The organism is Thioalkalivibrio sp. ALE28, assembly GCF_000377425.1.
Taxonomy (GTDB): domain Bacteria; phylum Pseudomonadota; class Gammaproteobacteria; order Ectothiorhodospirales; family Ectothiorhodospiraceae; genus Thioalkalivibrio.
The window spans coordinates 13,836-36,076 of the sequence record NZ_KB898107.1; the positions used below are offsets into that span (position 1 = coordinate 13,836).

Here is a 22,241-nt window from a genome sequence, read left to right on the forward strand (position 1 = left end):
ATGAAAGATAGATCCGCCCTCGGCAGTAAGCCTTCTCTCAATGATTCAGGGAAGGCCGACCCCGAGGGCTCTTTGTTTCTGCGCCACGCAAGTCCTGCCGTGACTGCGGTGCTGGTCGACGCCGGCTTCTTTCTGGTTCGAAGCCGACGCATTTTCGGCAAGCAAGGCCCGGAAGAAACCGCGAAAACCCTCCACGGTCTCGCCCTTGATCATCTCAACGCCCCACGCAATGGGCCGCGGGTTTCCCGCCTCTATCGCATATTTGTCTACGACGCCCACCCGTCGAACTGGAAAGGACACACCCCACTAGGCAAGAGCCCTGTCGACTACGGCAGAAGCGAGGTCGCCGTATGGCGGCGGGCATTCCATGACGCACTTCGCAGCCAGCGAAAGGTCGCTTTGCGGCTCGGGGAGCTGCCGACCAACCATGTCCACTGGCGCCTGAAGCAACACGCGCTGCATGCACTCTGCCAGGGAGCGCGCGACTGGACGGACATCACCGACGCCGATTTCCACCTCGACCTGCGCCAAAAGGGCGTGGATATGCGATTGGGCATTGATATCGCCGCATTGTCGTTCAAGCAACAGGTGAATCAGATCATCCTGGTCTCGGGCGACTCCGATTTCGTTCCAGCCGCCAAACTGGCACGACGGGAAGGGATCGATTTCATCCTCGACCCCATGTGGGCAACCATCCGCCCGGACCTACACGAACACATCGACGGTCTGAGAAGTGTTTGCCCGCGCCCGACGGCTGCGACTCCCTGACACCACCCAACGGTGCATGAAGGCGGTGGGCTGATCAGCGCTTGCGGTCAGGATACAGGCGCGGCTCGCCTTCGGGGCGGGTGCGGAACAGGCGCATGGACCACAGATACTGCGCCGGGGCCTGTTCGATGCCGCGTTCCACGGCTGCGTTCATCTGCCGGGCATCCGCATCGTCGTCACCCGTGGGGTAATCCTCCAGCGGCGGCCACAGGCGCATCACGTACTGATCCGCCGCGGGGTCGTACCAGGCGAAGCTGGGGAGCACCGCGGCCTTCGACATGCGCGTCAGGCGCGCCAGCGCGGTCAGCGTGGCCTTCTTCACACCGAAGAAGTCGACGAAGACGGCGCCCTCGGCGCCCAGGTCCTCGTCCGGCAGGTAATAGAAGAAGCGCCCGCGCTTGAGCTGGCGGATGGCCGGGCGCAGGCCCTGATCGCGGGCGAAGATGTCGCCGGAGTAGCGCGTCCTGCTGCGGTGGTTGATCCACTCCAGCACCGGGTTCTTCATCGGCTTGGCGAAGGACACGCCATCGAACATCTGGCTCATGCGCACGCCGCCGTAGTCCAGCGCCAGTGAATGCGGCGCGAGGATGATCACCGGGGTGCCGGCCGAGCGCAGGCGCTCGTAATGTTCCAGGCCCTCGATGCGGATACGCGCGGCATGCTGCCCCGGCTTGCCGAACCACAGCAGGCCATAGTCCAGCACGGTCTGTGCCTGGTAGCGGTAATAGGCCTCCAGGCGTTGCATGCGTTCGGCGGGGCTCAGCTGCGGGAAGCACAGCTCCAGGTTGCGCTCCGCCACCGCGCGACTGCGCCCGGCAAAGCGCCGGATCAGCCGGCCCAGACCACGGGCCAGCCCCCGGACGGCTGGACGCGGCAGCTCCTGCAGCACCCAGGCCAGGCCCAGCAGCAGCCAGCTGCCCCAGTAGCGCGGGGCGAAGTGGGCCGCGGTCAGCGGGGCCTGGTAGGCGCCGGCGTCCTCGCTCCGGCTTCGATCGTCGTCGGCTGCGCTCATGCGCCCCCGGAGCCGTCGCCCGACCCGTCCGTGGCGGCCTGCTGCTTGCGCGCTCGCTTGGCGAAGACCTCCATCTCCTTCACCGCCTGCAGGTCACCCTTCTCGGTGGCCACGCGAATGCCGCGCTCGCAGGTGGACAGCGCCGCCTCGGGGCGCTCGAGCTGGACCAGCGTCTTCGCCAGCAGCTTCCACGCCGCGGAATAGCCGCCGTCCAGCTCCAACGCCCGTTCGAGATGCGGGACGGCGGCCTCGAGCTGACCGTCGGTCGCCAGGGCGTTGCCCAGCGAGAAACGCAGCATGGCAGAGTCCTGTCCGCCATCGAGCATGTTCTGGAAACGTTCGATCATGTCGCTCATGGGGCACCTCCCGCGCCGCCGGTCAAACGATGCGTTCAGGCTAACGCCGCCAGAAGGCGGGCGACAGAAGCACCAGCACGGTAAAGATTTCCAGCCGCCCCATCAGCATGGCGAGCACGAGAACCCATTTGCTGAAATCGTTGATTGACTGGAAATTGGGCCCGACCTCGCCCAGCCCGGGGCCGAGGTTGTTCAGCGTGGCCGCGACCGCGGAAAACGACGTGACCTGATCGAGCCCCGACGCCATTAGCGCCAGCATCATCACCACGAATACCATCACGTAGGCCGCGAGAAAGCCCCACACCGCCTGCACGACGCGGTCCGGTGCCTCCTTGCCGTTCACCTTCACGGTAATCCGGGCATGCGGATGGATCAGCCGCTTGATCTCGCGCAGGCCCTGCTTGGCCAGCAACAGCACGCGCACCACCTTCATGCCGCCGCCGGTGGAGCCGGTGCAGCCACCGATGAACGACAGGAAGATCAGCAGCACCGGGAGGAAACCGGGCCACAGATAGAAGGCATCCGTGGCATAGCCCGTGGTGGTCGCGATAGACACGACATGGAAGATCCCGCGCCGCAGGGCATCCCCAAGCTGATCGGTAAACCCGCTCCAGAGCATGAAGGCAACCACCAGCACCGTTGCGGAACCCAGCACCAGCAGATAGGCGCGCAGCTCCTCGTCGCGCCGGTAGGGCTTCCAGGTCGCCCGATGCAGTACCAGGAAATGCAGGGCAAAGTTCATCCCGGCCAGCACCATGAAGGCAATGGCGACGATCTCGATGGCCACCGAATCGAAGTGACCGATGCTGGCGTCATAGGTCGAGAATCCGCCAATGGCGACCGTGGTAAACGAATGCGCCACCGCGTCGAAGGCATCCATGCCGGCGGCCCAGTAGGCCAGCGCGCAGGCCACGGTCAGGCCCAGGTAGATGTACCAGAGGTTGCGCGCGGTCTCGGCGATGCGCGGGGTCAGCTTGTTGTCGCGGATCGGCCCCGGGGTCTCGGCCTTGAACAGCTGCATGCCGCCGACGCCCAGCAGCGGCAGGATGGCCACCGCCAGCACGATGATGCCCATGCCCCCCATCCACTGGAGTTGCTGGCGATACCACAGGAGCGCCCGCGGCAGGTCATCCAGCCCGGTCAGTACCGTGGCCCCGGTGGTGGTCAGCCCGGACATCGACTCGAAGGCCGCATCGGTAAAGGAGATCTGCAGACTCGGATCGAGGAACAGGGGCGTCGCCCCGGCGATGCCCAGCCCCAGCCAGAACAGCACCACCAGGATGAAGCCGTCGCGCGCCTGCAGTTCCCGACGCATCCGGTACAGCGGGGCCCACAGCAGCCCGCCAATCAGCAGGAGCAGGGCAAAGGCCTGCAGGAACACCAGCGCGGTGGCCTCCCCGTACAGGAAGCCGATGGCCGCCGGCGGGAGCATCGCCAGACTGAACAGCGTCAGCAGGACGCCCAGCAGTCGAGCGGTGGAGGCGAGGTGCAGCATCCGTGCGCCCTGCCTAGAAAAACAGCGCCGTGGGCTGGAACAGGCGCTGGACCTGCTTCACCTTGCGCCGGTCGGTCACGAACAGGATCACATGGTCGCCGGCCTCGATGACCGTGTCCCGGTGCGGGATGATGACCTCCTCCTCGCGGACCACCGCGCCCAGGCTCGTTCCCTCGGGGAAGTCGATCTCTTCGATCCGGCGACCGACCACCTGCGAGGTGCGCGCATCGCCGTTGACCACCGTCTCGATCGCCTCCGCCGCGCCGCGCCGCAGGGTGTGCACGGTGGCAGTACCACCCTCGCGCACCCGCGCCAGCAGGGCCCCGATGGTCGCCTGCTGCGGCGAGATCGCGACATCGATGGTCCCGCTCTGCAGCAGGTCCACGTAGCTGGGACGATTGATCAGCGACATCACCTTGCGCACGCCCCAGCGCTTGGCCAGCATCCCGGCAAAGATATTCGCCTGGTCGTCGTTGGTGACCGCGCAGAACACATCGCTGTGCTCGACGTTGATGGACTCGAGAAAACGGTCATCCGAGCTGTCCCCGTGCAGGACCAGCACATTGCTGGGCAGCGTCCGCGCCAGGTGGTCGGCGCGTTCGGAGTCACGCTCGATCACCTTGACCCGGTAGCGCTTGCTGAGCGTCTCGGCGAGCCGCTCGCCGATGTTGCCGCCGCCGGCAATCAGGATGCGCTTGTAGGGCTTCTCCAGCTTGCGCAGCTCGGACGTCACCGCGCGGATGTTCTTCTTCGCGGCGACAAAGAAGACCTCGTCGTCCGCCTCGATCACCGTGGAGCCATCCGGCTGAATCGGCCGGTCCTTGCGGAAGATCGCGGCCACTCGGGTATGGATCCCGGGCATGTCGCTTTGCAGGTTCTTCAGCTCGTGGCCGACCAGCGGCCCGCCGTAGTAGGCCCGCACGCCGACCAGGGATACCCGCCCCTCGGCGAATTCCAGCACCTGCAGCGAGCCGGGGTGCTCGATCAGCCGCTGGATATGGCTGGTCACGATCGCCTCGGGCGAGATCAGCATGTCCACCGGCATCGCATCCTGGGCGAACAGCGCCGGGGTCTCGTGATAGTCGCGCGCCCGTACCCGGGCGATCTTGGTCTCGACGTTGAACAGCGTGGAGGCCACCTGGCAGGCCACCATGTTCGTCTCGTCGGAATTGGTCACCGCGATCAGCATGGACGCGTCCCGCGCCCCGGCGGCCTCCAGCACCGATGGGTGAGCTGCGAAGCCGTGTACCGTCTTGATGTCAAAGCGGTCTTCCAGATCCGCCAGCATCTCGGCGCGGTAGTCGACCACGGTGATGTCGATCCCGTCGGCGCTCAACGCCTCGGCCAGCGACTGGCCGACCTGCCCGGCCCCGAGGATGATGATGTGCTTCATGCGTCTCCCGTCCCGGAGCGGATTCAGCTATCGGATTTCACACGCTTGGGGTCGATCCCCAGCGCCTTGAACTTGCGGTACAGATGGGTGCGCTCCAGTCCCACCCGTTCCGCCAGGCGCGTCATGTTGCCCTCGGAGCGCTCCAGCTGCTGCTGCAGATACTCGCGCTCGAACTGCTCGCGCGCCTCGCGCAACGGCAGATCGGGGATGGCCACCGTGCCCTCGCCGGCCTCCTCGGCGCGCTGCGGCTGCCCGCTGAGGGTGCGTTCCACCTCATCGCGGGTAATCTCGTCGCCGGAGCCCAGGATCATCAGCCGCTGCACCAGATTGCGCAGTTCGCGCACATTGCCGGGCCAGTGGTACTGCTGCAGCCGCTCCAGTGCCGGGCGCTGGAAGGCGCGCACCGGCAGGCCCTCCTGCTGGTGCAGGTGGCGCATGTGGCATTCCAGCAGTTCCGGGATATCCTCCGGGTGCTCGCGCAGCGGCGGGATCGCCAGCGGCAGGACATTGAGCCGGTAGTAGAGGTCCTCGCGGAAGTGGCCCTGCTCCACCGCCTCGGCCAGGTCGTACTGGCTGGCCGCGATCACGCGCACATTCACGCTGATCGGCTGGTTGCCGCCGATGCGCGTGATGCGCTGGGTATCCAGCGCGTGCAGCAGCCGGCCCTGGGTCTGCAGGTCCATCTCCGCGACCTCGTCGAGGAACAGCACGCCGCCCGCCGCCTGCTCCAGCAGGCCGTAGCGCACATGCTCGCCCTGCTCGCTGCCGAACAGCTCGGCGATCGCCTCCTCGCCGGACAGCGAACCCACCGAGACCACGATGAACGGGCTCTCGCGCCGCGCGCTGCGCGCATGCAGCAGGCGCGCGAAGGTCTGCTTGCCCACCCCCGGCTCGCCGGTGATCAGCACCCAGGTATCGTGCTGCGCCATGCGCTGCACCTGGTCGCGCAGGTTCACCATGGTGGCGCTGCTGCCGACCGGGTCGTGCACGGTGCCGGCATGGCGTTTCAGGCCCACGTTCTCGCGCTGCAGGCGCGCGGCCTCCAGGGCGTTGTTCAGGGTGATCAGCAGCTTGTCGATGGACAGCGGCTTCTCGATGAAGTCGTAGGCCCCGAGCCGCGTCGCATCGACCGCGGTCTCGACATTGCCATGGCCGGAGATCATCACCACCGGGCAGGGCAGGCCCTCGTCGTCGCTCCACTCCTTCAGCAGCGAGATGCCGTCGCCGTCCGGCATCCAGACATCCAGCAGGATCAGATCGGGACGGCGGCTGCGGCGCTGGGCCTTGGCCTCGGCCACGGAGCCGGCGAGCGCCACCTGGTAGCCCTCGTCCTCCAGCACATCCTGCAGCAGCATGCGGATGTCCGGCTCGTCGTCGACCACGAGTATGTAGGCTTCGCTCATTCGGGCTCCTCGTGAACCACCGGACCATGCTCCACCGGAATGCGGATGCGGAAGACCGCCCCATGCCGCCCGGATTCCGCATTATGGCACTCAATCATGCCGCCATGCTCCTCCACGATCTTCTGTGCGACCGCCAGACCGAGACCGGTTCCACGCGGTTTGTCGGTGGTGTAGGGCTCGAAGATGCGTTCGAGGAACTCCGGCTTGATGCCGGGACCGGTGTCGGTCACCCGCAGCTCGATATGCGGACCCGCCGGGTCGTCAAGGTAGGCAGTGGCCACATGCACCTCCATGTCCTCGTGGCCCTCGCCCGCCTCCAGCGCGTTCTTGATCAGGTTGTGCAGCAGCTGGCGCAGGCGCCCGGCGTCGCCGTGGATCCGCGGCAGTTCCGCATCCAGCGTGACATCCACGCGCGAGCGGCCGTCCTGGTCGAGGTACAGCTCGCAGACATCGCGGATCAGCTGGTTCAGGTCCACCGAGGCGCGCTCCAGCTGCGGCGCCTGGGCATAGTCGCGGAAGGCGTTGACCAGGGTCTTCATCGCCTCCACCTGCTGCACGATGGTGCCGGTGGCACGGTCCAGCACCTCGCGGTCGGCCCCTTCCAGCACCTTGCCCAGGCGCCTCGAGAGGCGCTCGGCGGAGAGCTGGATCGGCGTCAGCGGGTTCTTGATCTCGTGTGCCAGGCGCCGCGCCACCTCGCCCCAGGCCGCGTCGCGCTGGGCCTTCAGGAACTCGGTCATATCGTCGAACACGATGGCGTGCAGGCCGCGGCTGGAGCCCGAGGTCGGCAACCACACCGCGCGGGTCATCAGGACCTTGCGCCCGCTGCGGGTAAAGACGACCACCTGACGCGACCATTCGGCCTCCTGGCGCACCAGGGCGTCGCTGATCGCCTCGAAGAACTGTGCGACCAACGGGCACTCGTCACCCAGCTCGGACATCACCCGGGTGCGCGCGCCCTGCAGGTCGCATTCCAGGATCTCGCTGGCCGCGGCATTCGCCGTGCGCAGACGCAGGCTGCCATCCAGCGCCAGCACGCCGGAGCGCAGATGCTGCAGCACGCTCTCCAGGTAGGCGCGCTCGGCGTCCAGCAGGCGGCGATTGCGCTCGGCCTCGTCGCGCGCCTCGTTCAGGGTACGGGTCATGGTGTTGAACGACTGCACCAGGAAGCCCAGTTCGTCGGCGCGCTGCACCGCGAGGCGCGTGCTGTAGTCGCCCTGCGCCACCATGCGCGTGCCCTGCACCAGATCGGAGATCGGGCGCACCATGCGCCGCGCCACCAGCAGCCCGGCCCACAGCGCGGCCATCAGCGAGATCGCCAGCGCCAGTGACAGGGTAAACACAAAGCCCTGGATCATCGGCCCGCGCAGGTAGGCGAATTCGCGGTAATCGGCGAAGGCGTCCTGGACCCGCAGCGACAACGCACTCATGCGCGGATCCACCGGGTAGATGCCCTGCAGGATGCGATTCTCCGAGCCCGGACGGCGGCTACTGGTGGTCGCCACCACGCGGATGATCAACGAGCCGTCAGACTGCGGCTCCAGGCGCGAATAAGGCTGCTCCGGGCGCACCCGCATCAGGATGTCGGAGCCCGGCGGGGTCGGCAGACGGCGGATCGGGCTGTCGGTACTGGAGGCGATGATGCGGTTGTTGGAACCGACCAGCGTCAACTCCTGCGCCCCGACCTGGCGGCGATAGTCGTTCAGCGCCAGCGGAACCAGGCCTTCCGAGACCCCCTCGAGGTCGCTCATCAGTTCCTGGGTCTCGGTCGCCAGCTGGCGCACCCGCAGATCCAGCGACGAGCGCGACAGCTCCAGCGCATCCTCCAGCGCCGACTCCACGCGCACGTCGAACCAGGAATCCACGCCCTCGTTCAGGAACTTGAAGGAGAAGTAGTAGACGACCGACACCGGCAGCACGGCCACCAGCATGAACACCGCCACCAGGCGCAGCGTCAGGCGGCTGCCGGGCACCCCGCGGCGATACTGGATCGCCATGCGCACGAGCTGATAGATAATCAGCCCGCCCAGCACCACCAGCACGGCCACATGGAACACCAGCAGCCACAGGAACACCTGTTCGAAGCGCGCCTGGTTCTGGGCCGCATCGCCCATCACCACCAGCGAGGTCAGCAGCAGCGCGAACAGGAGCCCGATGCCGAGGAGCCCCCACGGGAAGCCTCTTTGGGAAACGCTGGTCAACGTACACCCTCGCGTTGGTACCCCAGGTTTTCCGAAACAAGGCGCGGTCCGCAGCCGGTAGCCATTCTACCGGCAAGGGCCGCAACGCCGGATCGGGGAACCCGGGGTACCAACCCCAAGGGGCTCGGCCGCTTTTGCGCGCGCAAAAGCGACTCGAGCGCGAGCGTGTACGTTGACCAGCGCTTCCCTAATCCATCGACCATCGCCGCCACTCCTGTCGGGTCGTCAGATCACCGCGCAAACCGGCATCCAGCTGCAGGGGCAGCGGCAGCGCGGAATACACCAGCGTCAGCCGCGCCGCGAGATCGAACTCGCCGGGATTCTCGCGCACCGCGTCCGGAACCTCGTCCAGACGCAGCCGCCCCAGCCGCCGGGCGACCAGGTCCAGGGCATCCCCCAGGGTCGGTTTCAGGTCCATGCGCTCGTCGGTCACCGCGGTTACCAGATAGTGCCGGTTCAGGGCGAAGTATTGCAGCTGGACGCGACGCGTCTCGCTGGCAAGGGTATCGCGCCCGACCCGCCGGCCGCGTTCCAGCCGCGTCTGCGCCTCGAACTCCAGCGTCACGCCGTTGGCCAGGGCGTCCTCCAGCACCGCGGGCAGGCGCATGTCGATATCGAGGCGCACCAGCACGGTGGCATCATCCAGCCACATGTGATTCGCGGCGCGGATCTCCACCGCGCTCGCCGTCACCGGCAGCGCCAGCAGGGCCAGTAGCCCGCACAGCGCCGTCAGGGGCCCGCCCCGCCACGATGAACGCCCCGGCATCAGGGGGCCTGCTTCTCCAGCAGCGCGTAATAGAAGCCGTCCCCGTCCTCGAGCCCCAGCGGCAGCGATACACCTGCCGCGCGGGGCTTGCTACCGGGGATGGCGTACTCGCCCTCCAGCGGCCGGGCGCGGGCATCCGCGGTCGCCGCGACGAACGGGGCGACCACCGCCTCGTTCTCCGCCGACAGCAGCGAACAGGTGGCATACAGCAACCGGCCGCCCGGGCGGAGCAGCTTCCAGGCGCCGGCCAGCAGGCGGGCCTGCTCCGCCGCCAGGCGCGGGATGTCATCGGCCCGGCGCAGGGTCTTGATGTCCGGATGACGCCGGATCACGCCGGTGGCGGAACAGGGAACATCCAGCAGGATCGCGTCGAAGGGCTCGCCGTCCCACCAGTCATCGGTGGCGTCCAGATCCGCCGCGACCAGGCGGGCGTCATAGCCCAGCCGGTCGAGGTTCTCGCGTACCTGTTCCAGGCGTTCGGGGTCGTTGTCCAGCGCGGTCAGATCCAGATCGCCACCCGCGTGTTCCAGCAAATGCCCGGTCTTGCCGCCGGGTGCCGCACAGGCGTCCAGCACCCGTTCGCCGGGCCGCGGCCCCAGCAGCGGCCCGGCCCATTGCGCCGAGGCGTCCTGGACCGAAAGCGCCCCGTCAGCGAACCCCGGCAGGGCGGCCACATCGACCGGGTCATCCAGCGTCAGCGCGCTGGCCAGCGCCGGGTGCGCGCGCCCCGGGATACCGGCGGCGGACAGGGCCTCCAGCGCCGCTTCGCGACTGCCGCGGTGCAGATTGACCCGCAGGGTCATCGGCGCGGGGCGGGTCGAGGCCTCCAGCAGCGTCTCCCAGTCCTCCGGCCAGGCATCGCGAATCGCCTCCAGCAGCCATTCCGGGACCGCATAGCGCAGCACCGGGTCGCCCTCGATCCGGCTCGCCAGTTCGTCCTGCTCGCGCAGGGCGCGGCGCAGTACCGCGTTGATCAGGCCCACCGCGCCAGGGCGATGGATCTCGCGCGCCAGCTCGGCGGTCTCGCGCACCGCCGCGTGATCGCGCGTCCCGAAATGCAGCACCTCGGCCAGTCCCTGCGCCAGCAGCACACCAATCACGGCATCCTTCTTGCGCAGCGGCCGATCCAGAAAGCCATCGACCAGCCCCGCCAGCTGCGGGTACCAGCGCAAGGTGGTGTAGGCGAGCGCCTGCACCCAGGCGGCATCGCGCGCCGCCAGCCCTTCGGTCACCAGCTCCACCGCCCGGGTCAGCGACTGCCCCTGCAGCACTACGCGCTCCACCGCCTCCAGCGCGCGCTGACGCGGCGAGCGCGAATCCACCCGCGAGGGCACCACGCGTTTCGGCTTGCCCGCCATCAGACCGCCCCGGTCAGGGTTTGGCCGGGCAGGTCCGCATTGCGGGCCCAGTCCGCCGCCGCGACCGGCCGGCGCCCGGGCAGCTGCACGGTCCGCAGGCGCAGGACGCCGTCGCCGGTGGCCACATCCACGCCCTCCGGCCCGGCATCCATGATCGTTCCGGGCGTCGCATTCGCCGCGACCTCCAGCGGGGTCGCCGCGTAGACCCGCAGCGCCTGCCCCTGCCAGCCGGCCTGCGCCACCGGCCAGGGGTTGAAGGCCCGCACCTGTCGATCCAGGGCCGCGGCCGGCTGCGACCAGTCCATCCAGGCCTCCTGTTTCTCCAGTTTGCGGGCGTAGCTGGCCTGCGCATCATCCTGGGGCCACGTTGCGGAGGCGCCCGCAGCAATCGTCGGGAGCTGTTCCACCAGCAGATCCGCCCCCTCGCGGGCGAGGACATCGTGCAGCTCCCCGGTGGTGGTCTCCGGTGTGATCGGGACGCGACGGCAGGCGTGCACCGGGCCGGTATCCAGCCCCGGGGCCATCTGCATCAGGCAGACCCCGGTCTCTTCGTCCCCCGCGAGGATCGCGCGATGGATCGGCGCCGCGCCGCGCCAGCGCGGCAGCAGCGAGGCATGGATATTGAGCCCGCCCAGCGGCGGGATCGCGAGTACGGCGCGGGGCAGGATCAGCCCGTAGGCCGCCACGATCAGGATGTCCGGGCGCCAGGCGGCAAGTTCGGCCTGGGCCTCGGCGGATTTCAGGCTCTCCGGCTGCACCACCGGCAGGCCGGCGGCCTCGGCGACCTGCTTGACCGGGCCCGGACGCAGCTTGCGCCCGCGCCCCGCCGGTCGGTCCGGCTGGGTATAGACCGCGGCCGGGGCATGCCCGGCGTCGATCAGGGCCTGCAGCGCGGGAACCGCGAAATCCGGCGTCCCGGCATAGACAATGCGCAGGGACTCGACGTCCGTGTCCGCCACTCCCATCAGACCGCGGGGACCGCGGTCTTGTCACCGGCTCCGGAGCGCCCGCCCTGCTTCTCCAGCTTCTTGCGGATGCGGCTGCGCTTCAGGCTGGACAGGTAATCGACAAACAGCTTGCCGTCGAGGTGGTCGATCTCGTGCTGGATGCACACCGCCAGCAGGCCATCGATGTCCAGCTCGAAGGGCTGGCCGTCACGCCCCAGGGCACGCACGCGAATCCGGTCGGCGCGCTGCACCTTCTCGTAGAAGCCGGGCACGGACAGACAGCCCTCGTCCATTTCCTCCTCACCGGAGGTCTCGAGGATCTCCGGGTTGATCAGGGCATGCGGCTCGCTCTGGTCCTCGGAGACATCCGCGACCAGCACACGCTTTTGCACGTTGATCTGGGTGGCGGCCAGACCAATGCCGGGCGCGGCGTACATGGTCTCGAACATGTCGTCCACCAGGGTGCGGATTTCGTCGTCCACCTCGGCGACCGGCTCGGCCTTCAGCCGCAGCCGGGGGTCGGGGAAGTGCAGGATTTCACGCTTGGCCATGAAAAAACCTCAAACTTTGTACTGTACAGATGTCGCAATTCTGCTAACGTTGGACCGCAATATCCGCGGAATTGCGTCATCCGATTGGGGGCCGGGCCACAGGAAGGCTCGGGGAGCGCGCGGACCTGACAGGGGACACCAAATGTACAAGACCAGGGCCACCACGACCTTCGTTCTGCCGGGCATTCTGTTCAGTGTAACGCTGTTGCTGGGCGCCTGCGCGGCCACACCCGAGAACGGCGGCGGCGAAACGACCGCCTCCGATTCCGGCACGGCGCAGGCCGAAGCCCGCCCGGCGCGCGAAGCCCAGGATGAACGCTCGACCCCCAAGGCCGAGCCGGAGATCCGCGAATCCGCGCCCGAACGCTACGTCGTGAAGAAGGGCGACACCCTCTGGGACATCTCCGCGATGTTCCTGCAGGACCCGTGGTACTGGCCGGAGATCTGGCTGGTCAACCCGGAGATCGAGAATCCCCACCTGATCTATCCGGGTGACGTGCTGAGCATCCACTACGTGGACGGCCGGCCGCGCATCACGGTCGACGGCGGGCCGCGGGTGCGCCCGACGCATCGCCTGTCGCCGGAAGCACGGGTGGTGGAGCGCGACGAGGACGTCTCCCCGATCTCCACCCTGCAGTCGTTCATGTTCCGTCCACAGGTGCTGGACGAGGAAACCCTGGAAAACGCCCCCTACATCCTCGCCTCGCAGGACGAGCGCGTGATCTTCGGCCCAGGCGACCGGGTGTATGTGCGCAACGCCGAGGACACCGAACGCTACGAGCTCTATCACATCGTTCGCCACGACGGCGCGCTGACCGATCCGGACACCGGAGAGGACCTGGGCGTCGCCACCCTGCCGGTGGGCGAGGCCGAGATCATCGAGCCGGGCAACGTCGCCCGCGCCGACATCCGCAAGGGCGAGCGCGAGGCCATCCGCGGTGACCGCCTGGTCCCATACGCCGAAGAGCAGGACATGCTGTTCGACATCGGGCGCCCGCCGGCTGGTACCGAGGGCACGATCATCTCGCTGTTCGACGCCCTCAGCCAGATCGGCCAGCTGCAGGCCGCCATCATCAACCGTGGTGAACGCGACGGCATCGAGAACGGCCAGGTCTTGACCGCCTTCACCGCCGGGCGCGAGGTCCGCGACCCGATCAGCGATCGCGCCAACGAGGTGGTCACCCTGCCGGAAGAGGAAGTCGGCACCGTCATGGTCTTCCAGACCTTCGAGAAGGTGTCCTACGTGCTGGTGACCGAGGCCGAGCGCACCCTGCGCGAGGGCGACAAGGTTCGCACCCCCTGACCGGGCCTGCGGCCAGGCTGCATGCGTGATGCCGGCGCGACAGCCGCCCCGCACGAGGACTGGCTGCAACTGATCAACACCCCAGGCCTCGGCCCGCGGCGCATGCTGCAACTGGTCGAGGCCTTCGGCTCCCCGGGCAACGCCCTGGCCGCCCCCGCGGCCGAATGGCAGCGCGCGGGCGTCGACCTCAAGCTGGACACCACCGCCCATAAAGCCCGCGAGGCCGGGGCGCAGGCCGACCAGGCCTGGCTGGATGCCGACCCCCGGCACACATTGCTGTGTCTGGACGACCCCGACTACCCGCCCCTGCTGGCGGAACTCCCCGACCCGCCCCCGGTGCTGTACCTGAACGGCGCGCGCGAGCTGCTGCGCAGCCCGCAGGTGGGCATCGTCGGCAGCCGCGAGGCCACCCCGCAGGGCGAGCGCCTCGCCACGGAATTCGCCCGCGAGCTGGCCGGGGCCGGGCTGACGGTCACCAGCGGCCTGGCCCGGGGCATCGACGGCGCCGCCCACGAAGGCGCCCTGGCCGCGCCCGGCGGGCGCACCATCGCGGTCGTGGCCACCGGGCCCGACCGCATCTACCCCGCCCAGCACCGGCGCCTGGCGCACCGCATCGCGGACCATGGCCTGGTGGTCTCGCTGTGGCCCACCGATACCCGGCCGCTGGCGCGGAACTTCCCGCAGCGCAACCGCGTGATCAGCGGCCTGTCACTGGCGACCCTGGTCGTCGAGGCGGCGCTGAAGAGCGGATCCCTGATCACCGCACGGCTGGCTGCCGAACAGGGGCGCCAGGTCTATGCCGTCCCCGGTTCGGTGCTGAGCCCGACCAGCCGCGGCTGCCACCGGCTGATCCGCGATGGCGCCCAGCTGGTGGAGTCGGCCGAGGAGATCCTGGATGACCTCGCGGACTGGCTGGGCGTCGCGCCCGATGCGCCTCCGGCCGCGGCCGAACCCGCCTCCGACCCGCTGGATCCGGAGCAGGAACGCGTACTGAACGCGATGGGATTCGACCCGGTCCCGCTGGAAACCCTGCGCGAACGCACCAAATTGACCATCGAACAGCTTTCATCCATGCTGGTTTTGCTTGAACTCCATGGCCGTGTGGCCGCCCTCGACCACGGGCGTTACCAGCGCCTCGACGCAGGATCCCCCGAATCATGAACGAGAATGTGCTGGATGTGCTCATGTATCTCTTCGAGCACACCATCGACGAGGAATCCGACGAGGAGCCGGACCGCTCGGAGCTGGAACGCCACCTGGTGGAGGCCGGCTTTGCCCGCCGCGAGATCGACCGCGCTCTGGGCTGGCTGGACCGCCTGATGAGCGAGGCCCCCCTGGCCGGGCGCGGCGGCGACGGCGCCGCCCAGCGGATCTATGCCCCGGAAGAGCAAAAACGCCTGGATACCGAGGCCCATGGCTTCCTGCTGCACCTGGAGCAAAACGGCCTGCTGACCGCCGGCACCCGCGAGCTGGTGCTGGACCGCGTAATGGAGCTGGACGCCGAGGAGATCGACCTCGACCAGCTGCGCTGGGTGGTGCTGATGGTGCTGTTCAACCAGCCCGACGACGCGATCGCCTATTCCCGCCTGGAAGAGGTCATGCGCGACGATGCCGGCCCCGCGGCCGTGGATTATCTGCACTGATTTCTCCGTCTTGCGAAAGGCGCGCGGTAGCCAACGGGCATTTCCTCCTCTAGTCTTTAGCGCCCGTGAACCCGGTCGCTGCCATGCGACCGCGATCGCCCCGATACGGAACCCGCTGCCACGGAGACGGTCCCGAGCGACATGAGCAAGCACCTCGTCATCGTAGAGTCGCCCGCCAAGGGCAAGACCATCGAGAAGTATCTCGGCCCGGACTACCAGGTCATGGCCTCCTATGGCCATGTGCGCGACCTGGTGCCCAAGGAGGGCGCGGTGGACCCGGAGAACGGGTTCCGCATGAAGTACGACGTGATCGAGCGCAGCGAGAAACAGATCGAGGCGATCGCCAAGGCGCTGAAGAAATCCGACGACCTGATCCTTGCGACTGACCCTGACCGTGAAGGCGAGGCGATCTCCTGGCATCTCTACGAGGTGTTGCGTGACCGCGGCCTGCTGGACGATCGCGGCGTGCATCGCGTCGTGTTTCACGAGATCACCAAGAAGGCGATCCAGCAGGCGATCGAGGAACCGCGCGACCTGGCCAAGCCACTGATCGATGCCCAGCAGGCGCGCCGCGCGCTGGACTACCTGGTCGGCTTCAACCTCTCCCCGCTGCTGTGGCGCAAGATCAAGCGCGGCCTGTCCGCCGGGCGCGTGCAGAGCCCGGCGCTGCGCATGATCTGCGAGCGCGAGAACGAGATCGAGGCCTTCGTCCCTCGCGAATACTGGACCCTGGATGCGAAGGTCGAGCGCCAGAGCCAGCCGTTCACCGCGCGCCTGACCCACCTGGACGGCAACAAGCTGGACCAGTTCGACCTGAACAGCGCCGAGCTCGCGCACGATGCCCAGAAGCGTCTGACCGACGCCGCGAATGGCGAGCTGCGCGTCGCCAAGGTCGAAAAGAAGCAGCGCCGCCGCAACCCGGCCGCGCCGTTCACCACCTCGACCCTGCAGCAGGAGGCCTCGCGCAAGCTGGGCTTCACCGCATCGCGCACCATGCGCACCGCGCAGCAACTATATGAAGGCATCGATCTGGGCTCCGGCGCGATCGGCCTGATCACCTACATGCGTACCGACTCGGTGGCCCTGGCCGGCGAGGCGATCGGCGAGATTCGTGGCCTGATCGAGGAGCGCTACGGGGCCAACAACGTCCCCGACAGCCCGCGCCAGTACAAGACCAAGTCGAAGAACGCGCAGGAGGCCCACGAGGCCATCCGCCCGACCTCTGTGCGCCGTCTGCCGAACGAGGTGCGCGAGCGCCTGAGCAGCGACCAGGCCCGGCTGTACGACCTGATCTGGAAGCGCACCGTCGCCTGCCAGATGATCCACGCGACCTTCGACACCGTGGCCGCCGACCTGGTCCCGGGCGACAGCCAGCACCAGTTCCGTGCCACCGGCTCCACCCTGGTCGACCCCGGCTTCATCGCGGTCTACCAGGAGGGCCGCGACGACGCGCAGGATGACGACGAGGACAAGCGCCTGCCGGAGATGGCCGAGGGTGACACGGTCCAACTCGAAGAGGTCACCGCCGACCAGCACTTCACCGAGCCGCCGCCGCGCTATACCGAGGCCAGCCTGGTTAAGACGCTGGAGGAATACGGCATCGGCCGTCCGTCCACCTACGCCAGCATCATCTCCACGCTGCAGTCACGCGAATACGTGGAGATGGACGGCAAACGCTTCATCCCGACCGATACCGGCCGGATCGTGAACAGCTTCCTGACCCAGCACTTCGACCGCTACGTGGACTACGACTTCACCGCGAAGCTCGAGGACGAGCTGGATGCGATCTCGCGCGGCGAGAAGGACTGGGTCCCGGTGCTGGAGGATTTCTGGGGCGACTTCCGCGACCGGGTGAAGGAGAAGGAAGAGAACGTCACCCGCGCCGAGGCCGTGCAGTCACGCGAGCTGGGCACCGATCCGCAGAGCGGGCGCCCGGTCAGCGTGCGCCTGGGCCGTTTCGGCCCGATCGTGCAGATCGGCACCAAGGACGACGAGGAGAAGCCGCGCTTCGCCGGCCTGCTGCCCGGGCAGAAGATGGACAAGATCACCCTCGACGAGGCGCTGGAGCTGTTCAAGCTGCCGCGCGACCTCGGCGAGACGCCCGAGGGCGAGCCGGTGATGGTGAACATCGGCCGCTTCGGACCGTACGTGAAGTACGGCTCCAAGTACGCCTCCCTCGGCCCGGACGACGACGTCTGGACCATCGAGCTGCCGCGCGCGCTGGAGATCGTCGCCGAGAAGAAGCGAAAGGACGCCGAGCGCTTCATCAAGAGCTTCGACGAAGAGGGCATCCAGGTCCTCAACGGCCGCTACGGACCGTATGTGACCGACGGCAACAAGAACGCCAAGATCCCGAAAGAGACCGATCCCAAGTCCCTGACGCTGGACCAGTGCCAGGAACTGATCGCCGCCGCCCCGGAACGCAAGGGCCGTGGGCGCAAGGGGGCGGCCAAGTCGACCGGCAAGTCCTCCGGGAAGACCGCCTCCAAGTCGGCCTCCAAGTCGTCGACCGCGAAGAAGACGACCACGAAAAAGGCGGCCACCACCAAGAAGGCCGCCAGCAAGACGGGTACGAAAAAGACCGCCGCCAAGAAGAGCACATCGAAGAAGGCCCCGGCGAAGAAGGCTTCGACCGCCAAATCCGGCAGCGCGAAATCCGGCGATGGCGACAGCCGCCTGAGTGCCCAGCCCTCCGGCGACCGTGGATCCGAATAAGGCCCCACTGCTCAGCACCGAGATCGAACCCGTCGCGCAGTGCGTGCGCGACGGCGGCGTGATCGCCTACCCCACCGAGGCGGTCTTCGGCCTCGGTTGCCGCCCGGATGACCCCCGGGCGATCGATCGCATCCTCGAGATCAAGGGCCGCCCGGCCGCCAAGGGGCTGATCGTGATCACCGACCGGCTGGAGCGCCTCGCGCCCTGGCTGGCGCCGCTACCGGCCGAACGTCGGGCCGAGATCGACGCCAGCTGGCCGGGGCCGACCACCTGGCTGCTGCCCGTCACCGATGCCTGCCCGCCGCTACTGCGCGGTGAACACGACAGCCTCGCGGTACGCGTCACCGCCCATCCGGGGACGCGCGCGCTGTGCGCGGCCGCCGAAAGCGCGCTGGTCTCCACCAGCGCCAACCGTGCGGGCGCGGAGCCCTGCCGCAGCTGGGATTGCGTTGCCTCACAACTCGGGGCCGGCATCGATGCGATCCTGCAGGCAGAATGTGGCGGGCGCACCGCACCCAGCGCGATCCGCGACGCCCGCACCGGGGCCTGGCTCCGGGGCGCGCCGGAACCCGACACCCATACCGACAACTGATCAACCGGGACGCAGCATGAGCCAGGACAACGTCTCCATCGACCGCGTGATCGACTACCTGCAGGGCCTGCAGGACCGCATCTGCCAGGGCCTCGAGGGCCTGGACGGCCAGGCCCGCTTCGAAGAGGACGCCTGGAAGCGCCCCGCCGGCGGCGGCGGCCGTACCCGCGTGCTGCGCGAGGGCGCGGTGTTCGAGCAGGCCGGGGTCAATTTCTCCCACGTGATGGGCGACAACCTCCCGGCCTCGGCGACCGCCCACCGTCCGGAGATGGCCGGGCGCTCGTTCCAGGCCACCGGCGTATCGCTGGTGATCCACCCGCACAACCCCTTTGTTCCGACCTCGCACGCGAACGTGCGCTTCTTCATCGCGGAGAAGCCCGGCGAGGCGCCGATCTGGTGGTTCGGCGGCGGCTTCGACCTGACCCCCTACTACGGTTTCGACGAGGACTGCATCCACTGGCACCGCACGGCCGAGGCCGCCTGTCGCCCGTTCGGCGAGCACCTCTACCCGGCGCACAAGAAGTGGTGCGACGAGTACTTCCACCTCAAGCACCGCGACGAGCCGCGCGGCGTCGGCGGGCTGTTCTTCGACGACTTCAGCGAGGGCGGCTTCGAGCACGCCTTCGGTTACATGCAGAGCGTCGGCAATGCCTACCTGGATGCCTATGGCCCGATCGTCGAGCGTCGCCATACGACCGAATACGGCGAGCGCGAGCGCCAGTTCCAGCTCTACCGGCGCGGGCGCTATGTCGAGTTCAACCTGGTCTACGACCGCGGTACCCTGTTCGGCCTGCAGTCGGGCGGGCGCACCGAGTCGATCCTGATGTCGCTGCCGCCGCTGGTGCGCTGGGAATACAACTACCAGCCGGAAGCCGGCACGCCCGAGGCCGAACTCTACGAGCGCTATCTGAAGCCGCGCGACTGGCTGACCGAGTCCGCCGGCTGACCCACCAACAAGGATGACCCGCATGACCGCACCGATCGCCCCCTATCCCGCCGGCCGCCCGCGCCGCATGCGCCGCGACGCCTTCTCCCGCCGCCTGATGCGCGAGCACCACCTGCGCGCGGACGACCTGATCCTGCCGGTCTTCGTCACCGAGGGCGAGGGGGTACGCGAGGCGGTGCCGTCGATGCCCGGCGTGGAGCGCGTCAGCATCGACCTGCTGCTGGAGGAGGCGGCCGCGGCCGTGCGCCTCGGCATCCCGGCCCTGGCCCTGTTCCCGGTGGTCCCGGGCGAGAAGAAGAGCCTGGATGCCGCCGAGGCCTGGAACCCCGAGGGCCTGGCCCAGCGCGCGGTACGCGCACTGAAGCAGGCCCACCCCGAGCTCGGCGTGATCACCGATGTCGCCCTGGACCCGTTCACCACCCACGGCCAGGACGGCATCATCGACGACGACGGCTTTGTTGTGAACGACATCACCGTCGAGGCCCTGGTGAAGCAGGCGCTGTCGCATGCCGCGGCCGGCGCCGACGTGGTCGCCCCCTCCGACATGATGGACGGACGCATCGGCGCGATCCGCACCGTGCTGGAGGACGGCGGGCACGTGCACACGCGCATCCTCGCCTACTCCGCCAAGTACGCCTCGGCCTTCTACGGGCCGTTCCGCGATGCGGTGGGCTCGGCCGGCAATCTGGGCAAGGGCGGCAAGGAGACCTACCAGATGGACCCGGCCAACGGCGACGAGGCCCTGCACGAGGTCGCGCTCGACCTGGCCGAAGGCGCCGACATGGTGATGGTCAAACCGGGGATGCCGTATCTGGATGTGGTCCGCCGCATCCGCGACGAGTTCCAGCGCCCGACCTTCGTCTATCACGTCTCCGGCGAGTACGCGATGCTCAAGGCCGCCGCCGAACGCGGCTGGCTGGACGAGCGCGCCTGCGTGCTGGAGGCCCTGACCGGCATGAAGCGCGCCGGGGCCGACGGCATTCTCACCTACTACGCCCGCACCGTGGCCGAATGGCTGGCGGAGGACGCGGCCCGATGAGCGAGCCGCGCCCGGATCGCTACGCGGTGGTCGGCAACCCGATCCGCCATTCGCTGTCGCCGCGCATCCATGCCCTGTTCGCCGAACAAACCGGGCAGCACCTGACCTACGAGGCCCTGCTGGGCACCCCGGGTCAGTTCGCCGAGGAGGTCTGGGCGTGGCTCTCCTCCGGGTTCCGGGGCCTGAACGTGACCGTCCCGTTCAAGGAAGAGGCCTTCGCCCTGGCCCGTGTCCTCACGGATCGCGCCCGACACGCCGGTGCCGTGAACACCCTGTGGCGCGACGACGAGCGCCGCATCCATGGCGACAACACGGACGGCGTCGGCTTCTGCCGTGACCTCGACCGCCTGAACTTCAACGTGCGCAGCCGCCGCATCCTGATCCTGGGTGCCGGGGGCGCCACCCGCGGCCTGCTGCAGCCACTGCTGGAGGGGGGGCCCGAGGCCCTGGTCATCGCCAACCGCACCGTCGCCCGCGCGGAGGGGCTGGTCGAGGCCTTTCGCGATATCGCCCCGGCCACCCGGCTGGCCGCCTGCGGCCTGGACACGCTGCCGCAGGGCCCCTTCGATCTGGTGGTCAACGCCACGGCCACCGGCCTCGGCGAGGACGCGCTGGACCTCCCCGCCCATCTGGTTCAAGCGGACAGCCTGGCCTATGACCTGGTCTATGGGGCCGGCGCCCAGCGCTTCCTTGGCTGGGCCGAGGCGGCGGGCTGCAGCAACGGCAGCGACGGGCTCGGCATGCTGGTGGAACAGGCGGCCGAGGCCTTCGCGATCTGGCGCGGGGTGCACCCCGAAACCGCCCCGGTGCTCCGCGAACTGCGTCACGAAATCGACGGCCAATAGCCCACCCATTCTCCGGATTCATGGACGGTTCACCCCGCGGACCGCAAGCTGGGATTCATCACGTCCGCTGCCTTGCGGATCACACGAACACGGGAGAACCGCCATGCAACGCATCCTCGCCCTGGCCGCCACCAGTGCCCTGGTCCTGGTGATGGGCTGCACCACCACCGATCCATACACCGGGGAAGAACGCGTCTCGCGCGCCACCATCGGGGCCGGCATCGGCGCGGCCACCGGTGCCGTGCTCGGCAGCGTCACCAGCAGCCGCAACCGCACCCAGCGCGCGATGATCGGGGCCGGCATCGGCGCCCTGGCCGGCGGCGCCATCGGCAACTACATGGATCGTCAGGAGGATGCCCTGCGCGAGCAGCTGCGCGGGACCGGCGTCAGCGTGACCCGCGACGGCGACAACATCATCCTCAACATGCCGAGCAACATCACCTTCGATTTCGACCGCAGCGACATCAAGCCGGAATTCCAGGATGTACTGGACTCGGTGGCCCTGGTCCTGGAGGAGTTCGACCAGACCGGCATCGAAGTCGCCGGCCACACCGACAGCACCGGTCGCGTCGAATACAACATGGACCTCTCCGAGCGCCGCGCCCAGAGCGTGGGGCAGGCCCTGATCCGCCGCGGTGTGCAGCCGGTGCGCGTGCACACCATCGGCTTCGGACCGCACCAGCCGGTCGCCACCAACGACACCGAGGCGGGCCGCCAGCAGAACCGCCGGGTGGAACTGACCCTGTTCCCGCTGACCGCCGACTGATCGAAACCCGCACGCCGGCACCGCGCCGGGCGCGGTACCGGCGCGCCCGGGGCACCCTCCGCGCTGGACACCCCCACCCCTCCTGCGGCAAAATCCCGAACATTCGCCGCACCGTCATTTTTCGGTGCAATCGCGTCCATTC

The 22,241-nt window shown here is 68.4% G+C and carries 20 protein-coding genes; 10 read left to right on the top strand and 10 right to left on the bottom strand.

The window, feature by feature from the left end; translation table 11 throughout:
- Positions 1–768 (top strand): NYN domain-containing protein, encoded by a 768-nt coding sequence (locus D105_RS0112420; protein WP_026280484.1) that lies wholly within the window; start codon positions 1–3, stop codon positions 766–768.
- Positions 769–802: 34 nt separating this feature from the next.
- On the opposite strand, the gene D105_RS0112425 is transcribed toward D105_RS0112420, so the two are convergent.
- The 10 genes from D105_RS0112425 to def all read right to left on the bottom strand — a co-directional run bounded on the left by D105_RS0112425 (position 803) and on the right by def (position 12,250).
- Positions 803–1,780: a lysophospholipid acyltransferase family protein gene (locus D105_RS0112425; RefSeq protein ID WP_018865485.1), complete on the bottom strand. Its 978-nt coding sequence runs from the start codon at positions 1,778–1,780 to the stop codon at positions 803–805.
- Positions 1,777–2,136, bottom strand: coding sequence for a tetratricopeptide repeat protein (locus D105_RS0112430; RefSeq protein ID WP_018878606.1), 360 nt, complete (start codon positions 2,134–2,136; stop codon positions 1,777–1,779). The genes D105_RS0112425 and D105_RS0112430 overlap by 4 nt, the downstream gene beginning before the upstream one ends.
- A gap of 40 nt (positions 2,137–2,176) precedes the next feature.
- The gene (locus D105_RS0112435; RefSeq protein ID WP_018865483.1) at positions 2,177–3,631 is read right to left on the bottom strand and encodes a TrkH family potassium uptake protein; all 1,455 of its coding nucleotides are present in this window, start codon (positions 3,629–3,631) and stop codon (positions 2,177–2,179) included.
- A 13-nt stretch (positions 3,632–3,644) separates the two neighbouring features.
- Positions 3,645–5,024 (bottom strand): Trk system potassium transporter TrkA, encoded by a 1,380-nt coding sequence (gene trkA / locus D105_RS0112440; RefSeq protein ID WP_018878607.1) that lies wholly within the window; start codon positions 5,022–5,024, stop codon positions 3,645–3,647.
- Between the two features lie 23 nt (positions 5,025–5,047).
- On the bottom strand, positions 5,048–6,427 hold the full coding sequence (locus D105_RS0112445) for a sigma-54 dependent transcriptional regulator (protein WP_018865481.1): 1,380 nt from the start codon (positions 6,425–6,427) through the stop codon (positions 5,048–5,050).
- Complete coding sequence (locus D105_RS0112450) at positions 6,424–8,628, bottom strand: ATP-binding protein (protein ID WP_018878608.1); 2,205 nt, start codon at positions 8,626–8,628, stop codon at positions 6,424–6,426. The genes D105_RS0112445 and D105_RS0112450 overlap by 4 nt, the downstream gene beginning before the upstream one ends.
- A gap of 187 nt (positions 8,629–8,815) precedes the next feature.
- Positions 8,816–9,394: a DUF4390 domain-containing protein gene (locus tag D105_RS0112455; RefSeq protein WP_018878609.1), complete on the bottom strand. Its 579-nt coding sequence runs from the start codon at positions 9,392–9,394 to the stop codon at positions 8,816–8,818.
- Positions 9,394–10,752 (bottom strand): 16S rRNA (cytosine(967)-C(5))-methyltransferase RsmB, encoded by a 1,359-nt coding sequence (gene rsmB, locus D105_RS0112460; RefSeq protein ID WP_018878610.1) that lies wholly within the window; start codon positions 10,750–10,752, stop codon positions 9,394–9,396. The genes D105_RS0112455 and rsmB overlap by 1 nt, the downstream gene beginning before the upstream one ends.
- Entirely contained in the window at positions 10,752–11,717 is a 966-nt protein-coding gene (gene fmt, locus D105_RS0112465) for a methionyl-tRNA formyltransferase (protein ID WP_018878611.1), read from the bottom strand. Before fmt ends, rsmB begins: the two co-directional genes overlap by 1 nt.
- Positions 11,717–12,250, bottom strand: coding sequence for a peptide deformylase (gene def, locus D105_RS0112470; RefSeq protein ID WP_018865476.1), 534 nt, complete (start codon positions 12,248–12,250; stop codon positions 11,717–11,719). Before def ends, fmt begins: the two co-directional genes overlap by 1 nt.
- A 142-nt stretch (positions 12,251–12,392) precedes the next feature.
- Between def and D105_RS0112475 the strand changes: the two genes are divergently transcribed.
- The 9 genes from D105_RS0112475 to D105_RS0112515 all read left to right on the top strand — a co-directional run bounded on the left by D105_RS0112475 (position 12,393) and on the right by D105_RS0112515 (position 22,099).
- Positions 12,393–13,553, top strand: coding sequence for a LysM peptidoglycan-binding domain-containing protein (locus D105_RS0112475; protein ID WP_018878612.1), 1,161 nt, complete (start codon positions 12,393–12,395; stop codon positions 13,551–13,553).
- Positions 13,554–13,574: 21 nt separating this feature from the next.
- On the top strand, positions 13,575–14,714 hold the full coding sequence (dprA, locus tag D105_RS0112480; RefSeq protein WP_018878613.1) for a DNA-processing protein DprA: 1,140 nt from the start codon (positions 13,575–13,577) through the stop codon (positions 14,712–14,714).
- The gene (locus tag D105_RS0112485) at positions 14,711–15,196 is read left to right on the top strand and encodes a DUF494 family protein (RefSeq protein WP_018876613.1); all 486 of its coding nucleotides are present in this window, start codon (positions 14,711–14,713) and stop codon (positions 15,194–15,196) included. Before dprA ends, D105_RS0112485 begins: the two co-directional genes overlap by 4 nt.
- 141 nt (positions 15,197–15,337) lie before the next feature.
- Positions 15,338–17,911, top strand: coding sequence for a DNA topoisomerase I (locus tag D105_RS0112490; RefSeq protein WP_018878614.1), 2,574 nt, complete (start codon positions 15,338–15,340; stop codon positions 17,909–17,911).
- Entirely contained in the window at positions 17,898–18,503 is a 606-nt protein-coding gene (locus tag D105_RS0112495) for an L-threonylcarbamoyladenylate synthase (protein ID WP_018878615.1), read from the top strand. Before D105_RS0112490 ends, D105_RS0112495 begins: the two co-directional genes overlap by 14 nt.
- Positions 18,504–18,519: 16 nt before the next feature.
- Positions 18,520–19,449, top strand: coding sequence for an oxygen-dependent coproporphyrinogen oxidase (gene hemF, locus D105_RS0112500; RefSeq protein WP_018878616.1), 930 nt, complete (start codon positions 18,520–18,522; stop codon positions 19,447–19,449).
- A gap of 22 nt (positions 19,450–19,471) precedes the next feature.
- Positions 19,472–20,488 carry a porphobilinogen synthase gene (hemB, locus tag D105_RS0112505; RefSeq protein WP_018876617.1) on the top strand — a complete coding sequence of 339 codons (1,017 nt, stop codon included), beginning with the start codon at positions 19,472–19,474 and terminating at the stop codon, positions 20,486–20,488.
- Complete coding sequence (aroE, locus tag D105_RS0112510; RefSeq protein WP_018876618.1) at positions 20,485–21,333, top strand: shikimate dehydrogenase; 849 nt, start codon at positions 20,485–20,487, stop codon at positions 21,331–21,333. The genes hemB and aroE overlap by 4 nt, the downstream gene beginning before the upstream one ends.
- 103 nt (positions 21,334–21,436) lie before the next feature.
- Entirely contained in the window at positions 21,437–22,099 is a 663-nt protein-coding gene (locus D105_RS0112515) for an OmpA family protein (RefSeq protein ID WP_018865467.1), read from the top strand.
- Positions 22,100–22,241: the final 142 nt, after the last annotated feature.

What these genes read in the sequence shown, in the direction of transcription:
- D105_RS0112420 (WP_026280484.1), top strand. Translation starts at nt 1, where the DNA reads ATGAAAGATAGATCCGCCCTCGGCAGTAAGCCTTCTCTCAATGATTCA.
- D105_RS0112425 (WP_018865485.1), bottom strand. Translation starts at nt 1,780, where the DNA reads ATGAGCGCAGCCGACGACGATCGAAGCCGGAGCGAGGACGCCGGCGCC.
- D105_RS0112430 (WP_018878606.1), bottom strand. Translation starts at nt 2,136, where the DNA reads ATGAGCGACATGATCGAACGTTTCCAGAACATGCTCGATGGCGGACAG.
- D105_RS0112435 (WP_018865483.1), bottom strand. Translation starts at nt 3,631, where the DNA reads ATGCTGCACCTCGCCTCCACCGCTCGACTGCTGGGCGTCCTGCTGACG.
- trkA (WP_018878607.1), bottom strand. Translation starts at nt 5,024, where the DNA reads ATGAAGCACATCATCATCCTCGGGGCCGGGCAGGTCGGCCAGTCGCTG.
- D105_RS0112445 (WP_018865481.1), bottom strand. Translation starts at nt 6,427, where the DNA reads ATGAGCGAAGCCTACATACTCGTGGTCGACGACGAGCCGGACATCCGC.
- D105_RS0112455 (WP_018878609.1), bottom strand. Translation starts at nt 9,394, where the DNA reads ATGCCGGGGCGTTCATCGTGGCGGGGCGGGCCCCTGACGGCGCTGTGC.
- rsmB (WP_018878610.1), bottom strand. Translation starts at nt 10,752, where the DNA reads ATGGCGGGCAAGCCGAAACGCGTGGTGCCCTCGCGGGTGGATTCGCGC.
- fmt (WP_018878611.1), bottom strand. Translation starts at nt 11,717, where the DNA reads ATGGGAGTGGCGGACACGGACGTCGAGTCCCTGCGCATTGTCTATGCC.
- def (WP_018865476.1), bottom strand. Translation starts at nt 12,250, where the DNA reads ATGGCCAAGCGTGAAATCCTGCACTTCCCCGACCCCCGGCTGCGGCTG.
- D105_RS0112475 (WP_018878612.1), top strand. Translation starts at nt 12,393, where the DNA reads ATGTACAAGACCAGGGCCACCACGACCTTCGTTCTGCCGGGCATTCTG.
- dprA (WP_018878613.1), top strand. Translation starts at nt 13,575, where the DNA reads ATGCGTGATGCCGGCGCGACAGCCGCCCCGCACGAGGACTGGCTGCAA.
- D105_RS0112485 (WP_018876613.1), top strand. Translation starts at nt 14,711, where the DNA reads ATGAACGAGAATGTGCTGGATGTGCTCATGTATCTCTTCGAGCACACC.
- D105_RS0112490 (WP_018878614.1), top strand. Translation starts at nt 15,338, where the DNA reads ATGAGCAAGCACCTCGTCATCGTAGAGTCGCCCGCCAAGGGCAAGACC.
- hemF (WP_018878616.1), top strand. Translation starts at nt 18,520, where the DNA reads ATGAGCCAGGACAACGTCTCCATCGACCGCGTGATCGACTACCTGCAG.
- hemB (WP_018876617.1), top strand. Translation starts at nt 19,472, where the DNA reads ATGACCGCACCGATCGCCCCCTATCCCGCCGGCCGCCCGCGCCGCATG.
- aroE (WP_018876618.1), top strand. Translation starts at nt 20,485, where the DNA reads ATGAGCGAGCCGCGCCCGGATCGCTACGCGGTGGTCGGCAACCCGATC.
- D105_RS0112515 (WP_018865467.1), top strand. Translation starts at nt 21,437, where the DNA reads ATGCAACGCATCCTCGCCCTGGCCGCCACCAGTGCCCTGGTCCTGGTG.